An 18,431-nucleotide genomic window follows, 5' to 3' on the forward strand; every position below is an offset into this window, starting at 1 on the left:
AAATTTTATGTCAAAGAAAAGTGATTACCTAAAATCTCCTGACTTACTTCCTATTTCACATAGTAAGCGGTCAATTGGTCAATTTGGATTTGCTGTTATTTGGGTTGGAATGGCAATAGTATTAGCTGCATTCTCTATTGGAGGTTCAGGGATTATAAGTTTGCCTCTGCCGCTGGTGATTTTGGCAACATTAATTGGGTCTGTAGCTATTGGTGTTTTAATGACCATCATTGGGGATATAGGTGTTGAACATGGTCTTTCCTTCCCTGTTTATATGCGTGCACCATTTGGTACAATCGGAACTCACATACCATCAATTGTTCGTGGTATAACAGCATCATGTTGGTTCGGAATTAATACGTATTTTGGATCTACAGCGATTAATGGTATTTTAAATTTATTGTTCGGGTTTGATAATTGGTTTGTATGTTTTATGTTTTTTGCAGTTGTTCAATTATTTAATGTTTCATTAGGTATTAAATCAATCGAACGCTTTGCGGATTTAGCAGCACCAATAATAATTCTTATTTCAGTTTGGATGTTTATCACTTTAGAGGATAAAGCCGCATTACAAGGAAACGATATTTGGAGTTGGGTAGAGTCACCGGCTACTGGGGCAGCTGCATTCACAGCATTCATGGTAGTTATCATGGCAAATATGGGATTCTGGGCAACATTAGCGGCTGATATGCCTTCGTTATCAAGATTCTTTAAAGCACCAAAGCATGAGAAGAATTGGTTTAAACGAAATAAAACACAATTTATTGGTTCAATTATTGTCATGCCAATTGTAAATACATTTATGATTATTATTGGTGCAGTTTGCTATATTGCAGTTTCTACCGCAGATCCTGTTATGGCTTTGCAAGAAGCAGCAAATGGTTTAATTTTAGGCGTTTTATTACTTATGATTGTATTAGCTCAATGGTCTACAAATACTTCCGCAAACGTTATTCCTGCTGCAACGATCTTTTCTAATGTTGGTGGACCAAAAGTGCCGTTTTGGGTCGGGGTTGTTATAGCTGGGATAATTGGTATTTTAGCGCAGCCTTGGAGCTTATTTGATATTTTAAATTTAGCTTTGCTTGTTATTGGTGGAATTTTAACTTCTATTGTAGGGGTATTATTTGCAGACTACTATTTGTTGCGTAAACGTCGTGTAAATGTAAAAGACTTATATGAAATGGATGGCCAATACCGTTATGCAAAAGGCATCAACTGGGCTGGGATGATTGCATGGATTGTTGGAGGAATAGCTGCAAATCTTCTGCAATCTTACTCATCAGTTGTAGGTTTTGTAGTTGGAACAATTTTATACTACGTTTTAGCAAAGTATTGGTGGTTTGTTAAATACCCTCAAGCAGAAATTTTAGATCCGGACGACTCAAAATATTTAGGAATTACAGTTGGACGTGACTGGGACATTGATGTAGAGGAAGAAGCACTTCCAGATACTACGGAAGCAACCCAACCAGTAGGAGAAGAACTCCTAACAACAAAAACGACAGAGTGAGGGGTGTCACATGTCTGAATATGCTATGTTTTTAGAAGAGAAAAACAAAATTGATTATTTTTTTGATCATGGCTATCAAATACAAAGCCTATTTGAAAATTTAAGTGGTACATTTGTTGAGTTTTCATTAAATGAAGAAAACGTTCAATTACAATTAGTTACACCAGAAGGTCGAAAATATATTGGTACAAAATTGATGACTTTTATATAAAAGAAAGTGGTCTGACTGAAAAGGTTTATTTTGAACCTTTAAGTCAGACTTATTTTTTATGAGGATAACATCCTCAGCTTCTAGAAAGGTTATCCACACCGCTATTGGAAGGGGTGTTTTTTTAATGCTCCGTTTAACTAATACTTGTGCTTTTCTTCTTATTTTAAACCATCAATAAATGACTCAATTTCGGCTTGTGTTTTACGATCCTTGCTGACAAAACGACCAACTTCTTCACCATTTTTATAAGCGATGAAACTCGGAATGCCAAATACATCTAGTTGAATGCATAAATCAATAAATTCATCTCGATCCACTTTAATAAAGCTATAATTTGAATATTTTTCTTCGATTGCTGGCATAAAAGGATCAATAAAACGGCAATCTCCACACCAATTTGCTGAGAACATAAAGATTGTTTGACCCTGTGATTTTAGTTGTTCAAATTGTTCTACCGATTGTAAATTCTCCATAATAATCCTCCTATAATTTACTTCTTATTCTTATCATAACACATTTATCTATTATTTTCCTATAAGAAAACTAAGGAATCGATTTTTAAAGAAAAATCTTCTATAAATAATATCTCGCTAAAAGTGCAAATTATTTATCATAGCAATGCTTTTGAGTCAACTCATGGAATAAAAATTTTCGGATATTCTAAAAGGGTAGGAAAGGAGGTTTCTTTTTGGTTCGATATCTTATTTCTATATTTGTACTGACAATGTTGTGGAACGTATTTTTATCTCATTCTGCATCTGCAAATGAAACGCCTTCTCGAAAAGAGATATTGGATGAACGTATGTCAATGTATTTACAATTTCAAAATGAAATTATTCCTTGGTACTACTTAGGTGCAGTCGACCAATATGAACGTAATATACAGGCTGTTCGATCAGATATACCGAAACGGGATAGTATAATTGCGATTCAGTTCTCTAAAGAATATTGGGCTGGAGCATTTAACCCATTAAAGGATGATACGTCTCCATTTACAATAAAATATTTTGGCGGATTAGGACAAGATGGAAATGGGGATGGTAAAGCAAATCGGGATAACGATGAGGATATTATGCTGACAATGGCAAATTACCTAAGTCAATACGGGCCAAATGAGGAAGATTTTAAAATTGCTTTATGGGAATATTACCAAAGTGAAAAAGTTGTTAATCAAATAATTACAATCGCAAAGATATTTAAACATTACAACACAATTAATTTGGATACACATGTTTTCCCAGTCCCTGTGCGCGGCTACAACTATAGTTACCGTGGAACATGGGGGGCCAATAGAGGTTGGGGAGGAAGACGAATCCATGAAGGAACTGATATCTTTACTGGCTATAGCACCCCTGTTTTATCTACTTCTTATGGCGTAATCGAAGTAATGGGCTGGAACGAATTTGGCGGCTGGCGAGTTGGTATTCGGGACAACCATAATACTTATCATTATTATGCTCATTTATCATACTTTAATAAAAAATTAAAAGTAGGCGATATTATTAAACCAGGTACACTCCTTGGTGGTGTCGGAAGTTCGGGGTATGGCAAGGAAGGGACATCGGGTAAGTTCCCGCCCCATTTGCACTATGGAATGTATAAATTTAATGGTCGTACTGAGTGGGCATTTGACCCATATCCATCGCTTGTTCAATGGGAAAAATATTCGAAAAGACTAAGTAAAAATAAATAATAAATAAAGTCTCCCCTTATGCAGAAAGCAAAAGGGGATTTTTTTCGGCAAATGTACATAAGCCTTGAGTAAGAAGGGATTTACATAGATGATAAATAATTAAAAAATAAATTATTTTAAAAAGCATTGACAATGATTAATGGTATATGATAAATTTATCTCGAATTAAAGATAATTAAGTTCGAACTAATTGTGAGAACCTTATTATCAAATTTTTTTAAAATAATACCTCGATTTCGAGACAAATTAAAAACATTGGAGGAATATTAAAATGGCAAAATGGACAGTCGATCAATCACACTCTTCAGTAGGCTTTGAAGTAAAACACATGATGGTATCAAAAGTGAAAGGTCAATTTGATTCTTATACAGCAGATATTGAAGCTGCTGATTTAACAGACCTAACAACTGCACAAGTGGCATTCAAATTTGATGTAGCAAGCATCAATACTAATAGTGCAGACCGTGATAACCATTTAAAATCAGCTGACTTCTTTGAAACAGATAAATACCCAACGATCGATTTTAAATCTACAAACATTACTAAAGATGGCGATGACTATAAAGTAACTGGTGACTTAACTATTAAAGGTGTAACAAAACCAGTAACATTTGAAGTGGAATACGGTGGTAAAGGTACAAATCCATGGGGCGTAGAAGTTTATGGTTTTGAAGCTGAAGCAAAAATTAACCGTGAAGATTTCGGTTTAACTTGGAACGCAGCACTTGAAACAGGCGGTGTACTTGTTGGTAAAGATATCAAAATTAAAGTTGAGTTAGAAATCAACCCAGCCTAATTATATAAGATAAAAAAGAGTGTCCGATTTGGGCGCTCTTTTCCTTTTTTAAACTTAGTATCAATTACTCCTTTTACATAGGTACTAATTTTGGGAATATATATTGACATAGGAAACTACCCATGATATTATTGTCTCGAATTAGAGATATTTTAATTCGAATTAAAGTCTGATGAATAAAAACAATAAGTATTGTTAAAATAAAGATAGTTATAACTAGCTATCTAATTTTTTTGAAAATATATCTCGAAATCGAGATAATTGGAGGAATAAAAATGAACGAGTTAAAAGGGATACACCATGTAACTGCAATTACTAGTAGTGCGGAAAAAATTTATGAATTTTTCACTTATACATTAGGGTTGCGTTTAGTTAAAAAAACAGTAAATCAAGATGATATTCAAACATATCACTTGTATTTCACGGATGATGTAGGTAGTCCAGGCACAGATATGACATTTTTTGATTTTCCAGGCATTCCAAAAGGAGTTCACGGTACAAATGAAATTTCAAAAACATCCTTCCGTGTACCGAATAATGAGGCTCTAGAATATTGGGTTAAACGTTTTAACCGTCTAGAAGTAAAACATACAGGAATTAAGGAGCAATTTGGTAAAAAGACTTTATCTTTCGTAGATTTTGACGATCAACAATATCAATTAATTTCAGATGAATTCAATGAAGGTGTTGCAGCTGGAACGCCGTGGCAAAAAGGGCCAATTCCTTTAGAATATGCGATAACAGGTTTAGGACCTATTTTTGTACGTACTTCATACTATGACTATTTTAAAGAGGTATTAGAGAAAGTCTTTTTCATGAGAGAGGTAGCACAAGAGGAGGCTTTCCATCTATTTGAAATGGGAGATGGCGGTAATGGAGCACAGGTAGTAATTGAATACAATACAGTTCTACCACAAGCGCGACAAGGGTATGGTACAGTTCACCATACTGCGTTCCGTGTAGATGAACGAGCTGATTTAGATGCTTGGCAGCAACGTTTAACGGGATTTAAATTACCAAACTCGGGTTTCGTAGAGCGTTACTATTTTGGCTCATTATATACAAATGTAGCTCCTTCAATCTTATTTGAATTGGCTACTGATGGACCAGGGTTTATGGGAGATGAACCGTATGAGACATTAGGCGAAAAACTATCTTTACCACCTTTCTTTGAGTCCAAAAGAGAACAAATCGAAAAATTAGTAAGACCAATTGATACAGTTCGCAGCACAAAAAACTTTGAAAAAGAGTATGAATAATCATTAAGTTATTAGAAGGAATCGTAATTGAATTGCTAGTAAGTTTCTAAAGTAAAATAGGGGGAGTATATAAATGGAGAAAAAAACAGCAGGTATTCACCATATCACTGCGATTGTTGGACACCCACAAGAAAATATTGATTTTTATGCAGGTATTCTAGGTTTACGTTTAGTAAAACAAACGATTAATTTCGATGACCCAGGTACGTATCATTTATATTTTGGAAATGAAGGTGGGAAACCAGGTTCAATTATTACATTCTTCCCTTGGGCAGATGCTTATAAAGGAAGAATTGGCGACGGTCAAGTTGGTGTGACAACATATGTTGTACCGGTTGGTGCATTAAATTTCTGGGAAAAGCGATTAACTAAATTTGATGTAGAATATACAATTTCGGAGCGATTTGGTGAAAAGTATTTGCAATTTGACGACCCACACGGTTTACACCTTGAAATAGTAGAACGTGAATCAGGAGAATTAAATCCTTGGACTTTTGGTGAAGTTACAAAAGAAGTTGCGATTAAAGGATTTGGCGGGGCGATTCTATTTTCTACACGTCCTCAAGAAACGGCAGCTACATTAGTTGATGTAATGGGGCTTGAAGTTATAGGAAGTGAAGGGGACTATACTAGATTTAAAGCATCTGGTGATATCGGCAATACTATTGACTTAAAAATGATAACAGGTTTACGCGGTACAATGGGAGTTGGTACAGTTCACCATATTGCATGGCGCGCAAAAGATGATGCAGATCACCGTCAATGGCAAGAGCATGCGATGAATCATGGCCAACATGTCACTGAAATTAAAGATCGTAATTACTTCAATGCGGTTTATTTCCGTGAATCAGGGGAGATTTTATTTGAAATTGCGACAGATCCCCCTGGTTTTGCACATGATGAATCATATGAAACAATGGGTAGTCAGTTAATGCTGCCATCACAATATGAGCGTTTACGTGATAGTTTAGAAAAGTCACTAATTCCAATTGAAGTACGCAAGCTTGATTAAAAGTTCATTTTTAGAAACAGGGGAAATTCAATTATAATAAGGAGAGAAACCATGCAACATATATTTAAAAAGGGAACAAATCCAGATAGACCTTTGCTGCTTTTATTACATGGAACTGGGGGAGATGAAAATGATTTACTGCCTTTAACAGAAATCATTGATTCTCAAAGTTCGGTGCTTGGGGTAAGGGGAAATATTTTAGAAAATGGAATGCCTCGATTCTTTAGACGTTTAGCAGAAGGAATATTTGATGAGGAAGATTTAATTTTCCGTACAAATGAGTTAAATCAATTTTTAGATTATGCTGCTAAGGAATACGACTTTGATCGGGATAATATCGTTGCTATCGGTTATTCAAATGGAGCGAATATTGCAGCCAGCTTGCTATTCCATCATAAAGATGCATTAAAGGGTGCGATTTTACATCATCCAATGGTTCCAAGACGCGGTATTGAATTACCAAATTTAAAAGATATAAACGTATTTATTGCAGCGGGAACGAATGACCCTATTTGTCCTCAGCAGGAGTCCATAGAGCTGCAGGAATTATTGCGGGGTGCGGGCAGCTCGGTTACTATCCATTGGGAAAATCGTGGACATCAATTAACAATGGGAGAAGTCCAAGCTGCAAAGAAATGGTATGACAGTACCTTTTAAGTCTTGTAGTAATTAAAGGACAGTTTAATATGCAATAATAATGGTCCACATATAAATTTGCAGCACTGCAATAAATAAGTAGTAGTGAGAAAGACTATTTAAATAAGAAATAGAATTACTTTCATCAAGGGTGAAGGTAATTCTATTTTTTAGTTTATGTTGTGATAATTATAGTTATTAGATGAGGATAGATATATATAGAAGGTGTTGATAATTTGAGAAAAACTACAGAAAAAGTATTGACTTATATTTTGTAAAAGGTTATTATAATAAACGTCGCTTAGCTGATATCGAAAACATTAATAAATTCAAAAATAATTGTTGACGAATGTTCGCTGAAGTGATAAAATGTAAATCTGTCGGCAAAACAAACAACATAAAAGTTTGAAAAAGTTGTTGACAAGAAAATGATAGTTTGATATAATGAAAAAGTTGTCGCAGGGATAAGGCGGCGAATATGAACCTTGAAAACTGAACAACAAAACGTTAATGAAATAAAGTTTTTAGTAGCTGACCCTCGTCAGTGAACGAAACAAAATTTTGGACATCAAATATGATGCCAGTGTAATTTAGAGCTTTTATCAAATTTTCTTTTATGGAGAGTTTGATCCTGGCTCAGGACGAACGCTGGCGGCGTGCCTAATACATGCAAGTCGAGCGAACTGATGAGAAGCTTGCTTCTTAAGATGTTAGCGGCGGACGGGTGAGTAACACGTGGGCAACCTGCCCTATAGTTGGGGATAACTCCGGGAAACCGGGGCTAATACCGAATGATTCATTTCATCTCCTGATGAAATGCTGAAAGATGGTTCTGCTATCGCTATAGGATGGGCCCGCGGCGCATTAGCTAGTTGGTGAGGTAACGGCTCACCAAGGCGACGATGCGTAGCCGACCTGAGAGGGTGATCGGCCACACTGGGACTGAGACACGGCCCAGACTCCTACGGGAGGCAGCAGTAGGGAATCTTCCACAATGGGCGAAAGCCTGATGGAGCAACGCCGCGTGAGTGAAGAAGGTTTTCGGATCGTAAAACTCTGTTGTAAGGGAAGAACAAGTACAGTAGTAACTGGCTGTACCTTGACGGTACCTTATTAGAAAGCCACGGCTAACTACGTGCCAGCAGCCGCGGTAATACGTAGGTGGCAAGCGTTGTCCGGAATTATTGGGCGTAAAGCGCGCGCAGGCGGTCCTTTAAGTCTGATGTGAAAGCCCACGGCTCAACCGTGGAGGGTCATTGGAAACTGGAGGACTTGAGTGCAGAAGAGGAAAGTGGAATTCCAAGTGTAGCGGTGAAATGCGTAGAGATTTGGAGGAACACCAGTGGCGAAGGCGACTTTCTGGTCTGTAACTGACGCTGAGGCGCGAAAGCGTGGGGAGCAAACAGGATTAGATACCCTGGTAGTCCACGCCGTAAACGATGAGTGCTAAGTGTTAGGGGGTTTCCGCCCCTTAGTGCTGCAGCTAACGCATTAAGCACTCCGCCTGGGGAGTACGGTCGCAAGACTGAAACTCAAAGGAATTGACGGGGGCCCGCACAAGCGGTGGAGCATGTGGTTTAATTCGAAGCAACGCGAAGAACCTTACCAGGTCTTGACATCCCGCTGACCGCTATGGAGACATAGCCTTCCCTTCGGGGACAGCGGTGACAGGTGGTGCATGGTTGTCGTCAGCTCGTGTCGTGAGATGTTGGGTTAAGTCCCGCAACGAGCGCAACCCTTGAGATTAGTTGCCATCATTCAGTTGGGCACTCTAATCTGACTGCCGGTGATAAACCGGAGGAAGGTGGGGATGACGTCAAATCATCATGCCCCTTATGACCTGGGCTACACACGTGCTACAATGGACGGTACAAACGGTTGCCAACCCGCGAGGGGGAGCCAATCCGATAAAACCGTTCTCAGTTCGGATTGTAGGCTGCAACTCGCCTACATGAAGCTGGAATCGCTAGTAATCGCGGATCAGCATGCCGCGGTGAATACGTTCCCGGGCCTTGTACACACCGCCCGTCACACCACGAGAGTTTGTAACACCCGAAGTCGGTGAGGTAACCTTTAGGAGCCAGCCGCCGAAGGTGGGACAGATGATTGGGGTGAAGTCGTAACAAGGTAGCCGTATCGGAAGGTGCGGCTGGATCACCTCCTTTCTAAGGATTTGTCGAAAAGCGGAAAACACCGCTTAGCTAAGGTAGCGGATTGGAGCGACTGAGTCGAAAACCTGTTTTCGAACGAAGGCGCGAAATCAGCGTACGAGCTGGTGTTTGAAGCTAGACAATACGGAATGATTAAGCTTGGCTTAATCAACATTAACGTTTTGTGTTCAGTTTTGAAGAGTTCATGTAAATGAATTATCTTCAATTTAGTAATTTCGTTCTTTGAAAACTGGATAAAACGACATTGAAACAAACAAAGTTCAAGAAATTTATTGTAAGTTCTTAAGTCTTTTCTTTATAGAAAAGCTGTAACTAACTTCAAGGGTTTCGAGACACGAGCAGTACAAGGAAATGAACGAGTGAGGACCGGAGCGTACCTACGTACGTGAGGATTCGAACGAGTGAAATTGACGAAAGTATGCGATGTGTATCGGAAGCCGCAATTAGGTTAAGTTATGAAGGGCGCACGGTGAATGCCTTGGCACTAGGAGCCGATGAAGGACGGCACTAACACCGATATGCTTCGGGGAGCTGTAAGTAAGCTTTGATCCGGAGATTTCCGAATGGGGGAACCCACTGTTCGTAATGGAGCAGTATCTTGACGTGAATTCATAGCGTCATGAAGGCATACCCAGGGAACTGAAACATCTAAGTACCTGGAGGAAGAGAAAGAAATTATTCGATTCCCTAAGTAGCGGCGAGCGAAACGGGAAGAGCCCAAACCAAGAGGCTTGCCTCTTGGGGTTGTAGGACACTCAATACAAGAGTTACAAAAGAATGAATTAGGCGAAGCGATCTGGAAAGGTCCGCCAGAGCAGGTAAAAGCCCTGTAGTCGAAAGTTCATTCCCTCTTGAGTGTATCCTGAGTACGGCGGAACACGTGAAATTCCGTCGGAATCCGGGAGGACCATCTCCCAAGGCTAAATACTCCCTAGTGACCGATAGTGAACCAGTACCGTGAGGGAAAGGTGAAAAGCACCCCGGGAGGGGAGTGAAATAGAACCTGAAACCGTGTGCCTACAAGTAGTTAGAGCCCGTTAATGGGTGATAGCGTGCCTTTTGTAGAATGAACCGGCGAGTTACGATTACGTGCAAGGTTAAGTTGTAGAAGACGGAGCCGCAGCGAAAGCGAGTCTGAATAGGGCGAATGAGTACGTGGTCGTAGACCCGAAACCAGGTGATCTACCCATGTCCAGGGTGAAGGTGAGGTAACACTCACTGGAGGCCCGAACCCACGCACGTTGAAAAGTGCGGGGATGAGGTGTGGGTAGCGGAGAAATTCCAATCGAACTTGGAGATAGCTGGTTCTCTCCGAAATAGCTTTAGGGCTAGCCTCGTGATTAAGAATACTGGAGGTAGAGCACTGTTTGGACTAGGGGGGCATCTCGCTTTACCGAATTCAGACAAACTCCGAATGCCAGATATTTATACACGGGAGTCAGACTGCGAGTGATAAGATCCGTAGTCAAAAGGGAAACAGCCCAGACCACCAGCTAAGGTCCCAAAGTAATCGTTAAGTGGAAAAGGATGTGGCGTTGCTTAGACAACCAGGATGTTGGCTTAGAAGCAGCCATCATTTAAAGAGTGCGTAATAGCTCACTGGTCGAGTGACGCTGCGCCGAAAATGTATCGGGGCTAAACGATTCACCGAAGCTGTGGATGGACATCTTAGATGTCCGTGGTAGGAGAGCGTTCTAAGTGCGTTGAAGTCAGACCGGAAGGACTGGTGGAGCGCTTAGAAGTGAGAATGCCGGTATGAGTAGCGAAAGATGGGTGAGAATCCCATCCACCGTATGACTAAGGTTTCCTGAGGAAGGCTCGTCCGCTCAGGGTTAGTCGGGACCTAAGTCGAGGCCGACAGGCGTAGACGATGGACAACAGGTTGATATTCCTGTACCACCTCCCCGCCGTTTGAGTAATGGGGGGACGCAGTAGGATAGGGTAAGCGCGCTGTTGGTTATGCGCGCCCAAGCAGTAAGGCGTGGAAGTAGGCAAATCCGCTTCCTAATACGCCAAGCTGTGATGGGGAGTTCGTATGAGCGAAGTACCTGATTTCACGCTGCCAAGAAAAGCCTCTAGCGAGGCGGGAGGTGCCCGTACCGCAAACCGACACAGGTAGTCGAGGAGAGAATCCTAAGGTGTGCGAGAGAACTCTCGTTAAGGAACTCGGCAAAATGACCCCGTAACTTCGGGAGAAGGGGTGCTCTCGTGAGAGAGCCGCAGTGAATAGGCCCAGGCGACTGTTTAGCAAAAACACAGGTCTCTGCAAAACCGTAAGGTGACGTATAGGGGCTGACGCCTGCCCGGTGCTGGAAGGTTAAGAGGAGGGGTTAGTGGCATCACGAAGCTCTGAATTGAAGCCCCAGTAAACGGCGGCCGTAACTATAACGGTCCTAAGGTAGCGAAATTCCTTGTCGGGTAAGTTCCGACCCGCACGAAAGGCGTAACGATCTGGGCACTGTCTCAACGAGAGACTCGGTGAAATTATAGTACCTGTGAAGATGCAGGTTACCCGCGACAGGACGGAAAGACCCCGTGGAGCTTTACTGTAGCTTGATATTGAATTTTGGCACAACTTGTACAGGATAGGTAGGAGCCAGAGAACTCGGAGCGCCAGCTTCGAGGGAGGCGTCGGTGGGATACTACCCTGGTTGTGTTGAAATTCTAACCCATACCCCTTAGCGGGGTAGGAGACAGTGTCAGGTGGACAGTTTGACTGGGGCGGTCGCCTCCTAAAAGGTAACGGAGGCGCCCAAAGGTTCCCTCAGAATGGTTGGAAATCATTCGTAGAGTGTAAAGGCACAAGGGAGCTTGACTGCGAGACCTACAAGTCGAGCAGGGTCGAAAGACGGGCTTAGTGATCCGGTGGTTCCGCATGGAAGGGCCATCGCTCAACGGATAAAAGCTACCCCGGGGATAACAGGCTTATCTCCCCCAAGAGTCCACATCGACGGGGAGGTTTGGCACCTCGATGTCGGCTCATCGCATCCTGGGGCTGTAGTCGGTCCCAAGGGTTGGGCTGTTCGCCCATTAAAGCGGTACGCGAGCTGGGTTCAGAACGTCGTGAGACAGTTCGGTCCCTATCCGTCGTGGGCGTAGGAAATTTGAGAGGAGCTGTCCTTAGTACGAGAGGACCGGGATGGACACACCGCTGGTGTACCAGTTGTCTTGCCAAAGGCATCGCTGGGTAGCTATGTGTGGACGGGATAAGTGCTGAAAGCATCTAAGCATGAAGCCCCCCTCAAGATGAGATTTCCCATTACGCAAGTAAGTAAGATCCCTCAAAGACGATGAGGTAGATAGGTTCGAGGTGGAAGTGTGGCGACACATGGAGCTGACGAATACTAATCGATCGAGGACTTAACCAAAATTTTGAACGCATTCAATGTCTTTATCCAGTTTTGAGAGAACGAACTCTCAATTAAATAAAGGAACTTCGCCTAAGAGCGCAACATCCTGTTGCAACGGCGAAGCCAGCACATCCATGTGCAAGTGAAGTGATGATGGCAAAGAGGTCACACCCGTTCCCATACCGAACACGGAAGTTAAGCTCTTTAGCGCCGATGGTAGTTGGGGGCTTCCCCCTGTGAGAGTAGGACGTCGCTTCGCTTGTTTTATGTGGAGGATTAGCTCAGCTGGGAGAGCACCTGCCTTACAAGCAGGGGGTCGGCGGTTCGAGCCCGTCATCCTCCACCATATATGCCGGTGTAGCTCAGTTGGTAGAGCAACTGACTTGTAATCAGTAGGTCGTGGGTTCGACTCCTATCGCCGGCATCATTACTTGGAGGGGTAGCGAAGTGGCTAAACGCGGCGGACTGTAAATCCGCTCCTTCGGGTTCGGCGGTTCGAATCCGTCCCCCTCCACCATTCTAAGAGCCATTAGCTCAGTGGTAGAGCATCTGACTTTTAATCAGAGGGTCGAAGGTTCAAGTCCTTCATGGCTCACCAGTTTTATAATAAATTGCTAGAAAAATTTGGAGCATGCTTTTGCGGAAGTAGTTCAGTGGTAGAACACCACCTTGCCAAGGTGGGGGTCGCGGGTTCGAACCCCGTCTTCCGCTCCAAATGTGCCGGGGTGGCGGAACTGGCAGACGCACAGGACTTAAAATCCTGCGGTAGGTGACTACCGTACCGGTTCGATTCCGGTCCTCGGCACCATTTTAATTTACTATCAAGATGTAGCGCCTGTAGCTCAATTGGATAGAGCGTCTGACTACGGATCAGAAGGTTGTGGGTTCGACTCCTGCCAGGCGCGCCAAAAGATACGGGAAGTAGCTCAGCTTGGTAGAGCACTTGGTTTGGGACCAAGGGGTCGCAGGTTCGAATCCTGTCTTCCCGACCATAGAATAAAGTTGATTTTTTAATAATATAATTATGGGGCCTTAGCTCAGCTGGGAGAGCGCCTGCCTTGCACGCAGGAGGTCAGCGGTTCGATCCCGCTAGGCTCCACCAAAATTTTATTTATGGCGGCGTAGCTCAGCTGGCTAGAGCGTACGGTTCATACCCGTAAGGTCGGGGGTTCGATCCCCTCTGCCGCCACCATCTATTATAACGGAGGCATACCCAAGTCTGGCTGAAGGGATCGGTCTTGAAAACCGACAGGCGGGTTAAACCGCGCGTGGGTTCAAATCCTACTGCCTCCGCCATTTAAATTAAGTAATAAAGGTCCCGTGGTGTAGCGGTTAACATGCCTGCCTGTCACGCAGGAGATCGCCGGTTCGATCCCGGTCGGGACCGCCATTTAAAATGATGGGTCGATAGCTCAGTTGGTAGAGCATTTGACTGAAGCTCAAAGTGTCGGCGGTTCGATTCCGTCTCGACCCACCATTTTTGCGGGTGTAGTTTAATGGTAAAACCTCAGCCTTCCAAGCTGATGTCGTGAGTTCGATTCTCATCACCCGCTCCATTAGGGGCCTATAGCTCAGCTGGTTAGAGCGCACGCCTGATAAGCGTGAGGTCGATGGTTCAAGTCCATTTAGGCCCACCATAACAATATTCCGAAGTAGCTCAGTGGTAGAGCAATCGGCTGTTAACCGATCGGTCGTAGGTTCGAGTCCTACCTTCGGAGCCACGGCCCGTTGGTCAAGTGGTTAAGACACCGCCCTTTCACGGCGGTAACACGGGTTCGAATCCCGTACGGGTCATAAAAAAACGTGTAGCAATTGCTTGCTACACGTTTTTTAGTGCCTTCAGAATGAAGGGAAAGTTTGGTTAATCTTGTAATCGAGAGGTGGATATTCCTAAGGTGAATTTTTGGGGGAGAAGAAAATAAGATCCATTGTAAGATAAGTTTATCCAGTTATACAATTTATACATAAAGGAATATATCCCTTTGAGATAATATGGTGCGGTGACTTTATTAGGTTCGATTTTCTAATTATTTTTTATTCTAAGTTAATCTTCAAAAAGGGTGCCCGAAATTATTAGCTTTGGGTCACCCTTTTTTAGTTTAGTAATCGTATCAAAGCTTTTTATAATAGTTCCGAAGCTATTGGATTCTACAATGCATAATTAACCCAAGCTATTTTAAAAAAGAGAAGCTCTGGATACTAAGTGCAGCTTTGGTCTAGATCATTTTTTAAACCTTAATTTGTATGCTTATTTATTGGAATCGTTATGGTCACTTTTCCTCCACCAGATAATATATCATTATCAATTAGCAACGTCCCATTATGGTCCTGGACAATTGATTGTGCAATATAGAGTCCCATACCATGGTGATTGCCTGAGCTTCTGCTCGAATCACCTCGATAAAACTGCTTTGTAGCTTTTTTTAAATCTTTTGAGGAAAATCCACAGCCGCTATCAGATACGGTAAAATGTATCGATTCAGCCGAACCTTGGGCAATTAATTTAACCTTTCCATTGTTTGGGGTATGCTCTACGGCGTTTACAATAATGTTTAAAATCGCTCGATAAAAAAGCTCTTTATCAATAAAGATCGACTCTGGAAGCGACACCTTTTGTACATCAACATAAAGCCTTTTTTCTAGAGAAAGAGCCCTCATCTGCTTCTCTAATTCATTTAAAAAGGCATCCGTTTTAACACTGCCTTTTTCACGAACAACATTTTTCTCCATTTTCGATAAATCAATCAGTTCTTTTGTGAATTTTTCTATCTCAATTGTATTTTTCAAAATATAGTCATTATATTGCCTTTGTCTATCGTTTAGCACAGTGCTCTTTAAAAGTTCAGCATTTCCTCGAATAATTGTAATGGGTGTTTTAAGATCATGGGCTAGGGCGGAAATTTGTTCTCTACGTGTCTGTTCTAACTCCCACTGTTGTTTCAATGAAGTATATAATGCATCTTTCATCTGCTCAAATGAAACAGAGATGTCATCTATTTCACGAATTCCCGATGGCTTAATAGTAAAATCTAAATTTTGATTTTGTATTTTTTCAATCGCTTCTTGTAAACCCATCATTTTTTTCTTCAGCTTTCTTCCAAAATGAACTGAAAGAACCGTCACTAGAACCACAATTCCTACAATAAATAATAGGAAGGCAAATAATTGTGGATTTGGCAGGTACTTTCTTAAAGCAGCCGAATGATATTCGGGCACTAATCGGTATCTTAATATACAAATCTCGTTTTCACGTTCTATATACGAATAATATTGAGTGTTATCTCGTTTTTCTCCATTTTGCATCAATTCCCAAGCATGTAAGGCTTCCTTTCTTGTCAGATTGCCTGATAAAAATTCTCCTTGTTTTGAGAAAACAGCGTAGTCAACGAGCTCTGGAATAATATCTGGTGTGACAGAACCGTTTGAAGCAATAAGATTTTTAGATAATGAAATTTGGTTTTCCGCATAATTCGCTGGCAAAATAATATTAGTAGAAAAAGCGAATAGAAATAGACTGAGCAGTAGTGCTACTAAAAGAATAGTTCCAAAACATAAGAAAAGAAGATATCGGAGAAAAAACATGTGAAGACGTGTTCCTTTCCTCGGTGTTAACGTCTCCATTTATATCCAATCCCCCAAACTGTTTCAATTACATCAACGTCAAAGGTATGTAGCTTTGAGCGAATATTTTTAATATGCTCCGTAATTGCAGTGCTGTCGCTTTTCCCGTCATATCCAAAAATCGTTTCGTAAATTTTCTCCTTGGAGAAAACTTGTCCTCTATTACGTGCTAGAAATTCGCATATTTCATATTCGCTTTTTGTTAAAATAACTTTTTCGCCATTAACAAATAACTCTTTGCCAGCGAGATTAAAATGAATTTTATCCGCATACAGAATACGGCGTTTTTCTCTATTTTCCCGTCTTAAGTGAGCATTGACTCTTGCACGCAGCTCACCGATGCCAAAAGGTTTCGTAATATAATCATCTGCACCGATGCCAAGACCGTACATTAAATCTTCCTCCATTGATTTAGCTGTTAAAAACAGGATAGGACAATCAACAGCATGGCGGATTTGGCCACATAAAGTAAAACCATCTATATCTGGCATCATTACATCTAATAAAATTAAATCAAAAGCACCAAGATCCATTTTATATACTTCTGTTACATCCGAAATAATTGTTACTAGATGATTTTCTTCTAATAATGCGTTTTTTACCAACATTAAAATATCTGTTTCGTCATCTACCGCTAATATCTTTGCCATACTTCATCCCTTTTCAATCTCTTACTCTATTTAACTAACAGATTTTCTGCCTTCCCATTTCCAAAACCATATACACGACAGTGTAAATGCAATTAATGTTCCACAAACACAAGCAATGATACCAGTTTTAAGTCCAGTTTCTAATATAGATGGCTCAGCGCCTGACCAATGTAGTGACCATAATGAAACAAAATGACCTCCCCATCCATAGGGGATAAACGACCATATTCCATCACCTAGTCCTGTAAGTAGTAAAGCGACTAAAAGCGATTCAACAATACCAAGGCCAATTGAAGCACCTTTGCCAAAATGAAGACTAACCACAAAATGTAAAACATATATAAATACATGACTAATAAATAAAATGCAAGCTGCTATTACATAGAATCGAAAATCAAAGAAATTTTCATGTAATATCCCAATAAAACCAATGCCAAAAATCCCAATGGACATAAAAATTGCTCCGAAACTAAACATTAATAAAAGTAGGAGTTTGCTAACGAACCCCAATATTTTAATTTTAGTAGAAGTGAGCATTTCCTGAAAATGTCCTGCGCCAGCCTCTTGTTCTGACACCATCGCACAAACTAATCCGATTATTATAGGATATCCGCAAGTAAGTGCCTGCAAATAGGCTATAACTTTGTCACTATAATTCCACGGTGAATATGAATAGTATGCTAAGAATAGCATCGATACAATGATTGGCACAAGAAAATGAATAATTAAAAATGGTGTTCTTTTCGTTTTTAAAAATTCAGATTTAAGCAATCGTATTAATACCATGTGTTATTTCGCCTCCACTTTCTGGAACCAACGTGCAGTAAGGAGGCTAACTATAGCAAACAATGCTAAACTTATTAGTAATCCCGGTAGTATAACTCCTGAGCTTGATAAAGTACTCCCCTCTGGAACAGGGAGGCCATTTGGTAAAATTCCAAGTGTAGGACACATTAAACGTGCAGAAATAGCAAAGGGGTAACTATACCAAAACTCGCTATCGGCAAACACTACAATCCCAACTACATTGGCAACAATATTGATTAAGATAGCCATATAGGTTCCCAATTTAGCTGCAAGGAATAAACAAAGAGGGATTTGCCATAAAAAAGTTAAGAAAATGATCAAACTTCCTACTAGACTTTTGGAGATTGATAAGCTATTCCCAAAAATCCATCCTCCTGCAGTAATTCCCACCAAAAAAATAATTGTTATTAGTAAAAGCCAAGCACTACATGCAAGAATTTTACCAAACCAAATCTTTTTTAGGTCAAGTGGTAATGCGAGAACGCTATGATATTTCAATTTAGCATCTTTCTCTATTACCAATGCACAACATAATGTAAGGGTGCCAGGTAGAAGTAGTACATACCACCAATTATAAGCACCTGTTTGAAAAAAACTTCCTCCCATTAAACCGGCACTCATAAGCAGTGTCACTATGGGTGCAAGCCAAAGTAATTTTGGAATAAATGTTTTCTTCCATTTTAATCTTTCAGCTTTGATGATAGAAATCATG

At 41.0% G+C, this 18,431-nt stretch carries 12 protein-coding genes, 17 tRNA genes and 3 rRNA genes; 27 read left to right on the top strand and 5 right to left on the bottom strand.

Annotated features, from left to right (window positions below; genetic code table 11):
• Window positions 1-7 precede the first annotated feature (7 nt).
• Together MKY04_RS01540 and MKY04_RS01545 are read left to right on the top strand one after the other, a co-directional pair.
• The gene (locus MKY04_RS01540; RefSeq protein ID WP_126292484.1) at window positions 8-1,513 is read left to right on the top strand and encodes an NCS1 family transporter; all 1,506 of its coding nucleotides are present in this window, start codon (window positions 8-10) and stop codon (window positions 1,511-1,513) included.
• Window positions 1,514-1,523: 10 nt separating this feature from the next.
• Window positions 1,524-1,724 carry a hypothetical protein gene (locus MKY04_RS01545; protein WP_126292485.1) on the top strand — a complete coding sequence of 67 codons (201 nt, stop codon included), beginning with the start codon at window positions 1,524-1,526 and terminating at the stop codon, window positions 1,722-1,724.
• 158 nt (window positions 1,725-1,882) lie between these two features.
• On the opposite strand, the gene MKY04_RS01550 is transcribed toward MKY04_RS01545, so the two are convergent.
• Window positions 1,883-2,197 (bottom strand): thioredoxin family protein, encoded by a 315-nt coding sequence (locus tag MKY04_RS01550; RefSeq protein ID WP_126292486.1) that lies wholly within the window; start codon window positions 2,195-2,197, stop codon window positions 1,883-1,885.
• A gap of 215 nt (window positions 2,198-2,412) precedes the next feature.
• On the opposite strand from MKY04_RS01550, the gene MKY04_RS01555 reads away from it, so the two are divergent.
• From MKY04_RS01555 to MKY04_RS01675, 25 genes are all read left to right on the top strand, one after another.
• On the top strand, window positions 2,413-3,417 hold the full coding sequence (locus MKY04_RS01555; protein WP_410798677.1) for a M23 family metallopeptidase: 1,005 nt from the start codon (window positions 2,413-2,415) through the stop codon (window positions 3,415-3,417).
• A gap of 271 nt (window positions 3,418-3,688) precedes the next feature.
• Window positions 3,689-4,213, top strand: coding sequence for a YceI family protein (locus MKY04_RS01560; RefSeq protein ID WP_126292487.1), 525 nt, complete (start codon window positions 3,689-3,691; stop codon window positions 4,211-4,213).
• Between the two features lie 275 nt (window positions 4,214-4,488).
• Window positions 4,489-5,472 carry a ring-cleaving dioxygenase gene (locus MKY04_RS01565; protein ID WP_126292488.1) on the top strand — a complete coding sequence of 328 codons (984 nt, stop codon included), beginning with the start codon at window positions 4,489-4,491 and terminating at the stop codon, window positions 5,470-5,472.
• A gap of 73 nt (window positions 5,473-5,545) precedes the next feature.
• On the top strand, window positions 5,546-6,484 hold the full coding sequence (locus MKY04_RS01570; RefSeq protein WP_126292489.1) for a ring-cleaving dioxygenase: 939 nt from the start codon (window positions 5,546-5,548) through the stop codon (window positions 6,482-6,484).
• A 51-nt stretch (window positions 6,485-6,535) separates the two neighbouring features.
• A complete protein-coding gene (locus MKY04_RS01575) occupies window positions 6,536-7,141 on the top strand; it encodes an alpha/beta hydrolase (RefSeq protein ID WP_126292490.1) in 606 nt (201 codons plus the stop codon).
• A gap of 592 nt (window positions 7,142-7,733) precedes the next feature.
• Window positions 7,734-9,285 (top strand): 16S ribosomal RNA (locus MKY04_RS01580).
• A 452-nt stretch (window positions 9,286-9,737) separates the two neighbouring features.
• Window positions 9,738-12,659: ribosomal RNA gene (locus MKY04_RS01585) — 23S ribosomal RNA — on the top strand.
• Window positions 12,660-12,784: 125 nt separating this feature from the next.
• Window positions 12,785-12,900 (top strand): 5S ribosomal RNA (gene rrf, locus MKY04_RS01590).
• Together the 16S, 23S and 5S rRNA genes with 17 tRNA genes alongside form the textbook arrangement of a ribosomal RNA operon.
• Window positions 12,901-12,911: 11 nt before the next feature.
• Window positions 12,912-12,987 (top strand) — tRNA-Val (locus tag MKY04_RS01595).
• Between the two features lie 5 nt (window positions 12,988-12,992).
• Window positions 12,993-13,065: transfer RNA gene (locus MKY04_RS01600), tRNA-Thr, on the top strand.
• Between the two features lie 9 nt (window positions 13,066-13,074).
• Window positions 13,075-13,158: transfer RNA gene (locus MKY04_RS01605), tRNA-Tyr, on the top strand.
• Between the two features lie 6 nt (window positions 13,159-13,164).
• Window positions 13,165-13,239 (top strand) — tRNA-Lys (locus tag MKY04_RS01610).
• Between the two features lie 41 nt (window positions 13,240-13,280).
• A tRNA-Gly gene (locus MKY04_RS01615) sits at window positions 13,281-13,355 on the top strand.
• Between the two features lie 5 nt (window positions 13,356-13,360).
• Window positions 13,361-13,449: transfer RNA gene (locus tag MKY04_RS01620), tRNA-Leu, on the top strand.
• A gap of 23 nt (window positions 13,450-13,472) precedes the next feature.
• Window positions 13,473-13,549, top strand: a tRNA-Arg gene (locus MKY04_RS01625).
• Window positions 13,550-13,556: 7 nt separating this feature from the next.
• Window positions 13,557-13,633: transfer RNA gene (locus MKY04_RS01630), tRNA-Pro, on the top strand.
• A gap of 34 nt (window positions 13,634-13,667) precedes the next feature.
• Window positions 13,668-13,743: transfer RNA gene (locus MKY04_RS01635), tRNA-Ala, on the top strand.
• Window positions 13,744-13,756: 13 nt separating this feature from the next.
• Window positions 13,757-13,833 (top strand) — tRNA-Met (locus tag MKY04_RS01640).
• 11 nt (window positions 13,834-13,844) lie between these two features.
• Window positions 13,845-13,937 (top strand) — tRNA-Ser (locus MKY04_RS01645).
• An 18-nt stretch (window positions 13,938-13,955) separates the two neighbouring features.
• Window positions 13,956-14,031 (top strand) — tRNA-Asp (locus tag MKY04_RS01650).
• A gap of 11 nt (window positions 14,032-14,042) precedes the next feature.
• Window positions 14,043-14,118: transfer RNA gene (locus MKY04_RS01655), tRNA-Phe, on the top strand.
• A gap of 5 nt (window positions 14,119-14,123) precedes the next feature.
• A tRNA-Gly gene (locus MKY04_RS01660) sits at window positions 14,124-14,197 on the top strand.
• A 4-nt stretch (window positions 14,198-14,201) separates the two neighbouring features.
• A tRNA-Ile gene (locus MKY04_RS01665) sits at window positions 14,202-14,278 on the top strand.
• Between the two features lie 9 nt (window positions 14,279-14,287).
• Window positions 14,288-14,362: transfer RNA gene (locus MKY04_RS01670), tRNA-Asn, on the top strand.
• A 1-nt stretch (window position 14,363) separates the two neighbouring features.
• Window positions 14,364-14,435 (top strand) — tRNA-Glu (locus MKY04_RS01675).
• A 441-nt stretch (window positions 14,436-14,876) separates the two neighbouring features.
• Here MKY04_RS01675 and MKY04_RS01680 read toward each other — a convergent pair.
• Genes MKY04_RS01680 through MKY04_RS01695 form a run of 4 tightly spaced genes read right to left on the bottom strand, consistent with a single transcriptional unit; the run spans window position 14,877 to window position 18,430 of the window.
• On the bottom strand, window positions 14,877-16,262 hold the full coding sequence (locus MKY04_RS01680; protein WP_126295325.1) for a sensor histidine kinase: 1,386 nt from the start codon (window positions 16,260-16,262) through the stop codon (window positions 14,877-14,879).
• Window positions 16,250-16,912, bottom strand: coding sequence for a response regulator transcription factor (locus MKY04_RS01685; RefSeq protein WP_126295326.1), 663 nt, complete (start codon window positions 16,910-16,912; stop codon window positions 16,250-16,252). The genes MKY04_RS01680 and MKY04_RS01685 overlap by 13 nt, the downstream gene beginning before the upstream one ends.
• Window positions 16,913-16,942: 30 nt before the next feature.
• Window positions 16,943-17,698: a lantibiotic immunity ABC transporter MutG family permease subunit gene (locus MKY04_RS01690; RefSeq protein WP_126295327.1), complete on the bottom strand. Its 756-nt coding sequence runs from the start codon at window positions 17,696-17,698 to the stop codon at window positions 16,943-16,945.
• Between the two features lie 3 nt (window positions 17,699-17,701).
• The gene (locus MKY04_RS01695; RefSeq protein WP_126295328.1) at window positions 17,702-18,430 is read right to left on the bottom strand and encodes a lantibiotic immunity ABC transporter MutE/EpiE family permease subunit; all 729 of its coding nucleotides are present in this window, start codon (window positions 18,428-18,430) and stop codon (window positions 17,702-17,704) included.
• Between the last annotated feature and the right edge of the window lies 1 nt (window position 18,431).

The organism is Lysinibacillus telephonicus (genome assembly GCF_039654155.1).
Classification (GTDB): Bacteria; Bacillota; Bacilli; order Bacillales_A; family Planococcaceae; genus Ureibacillus; species Ureibacillus telephonicus.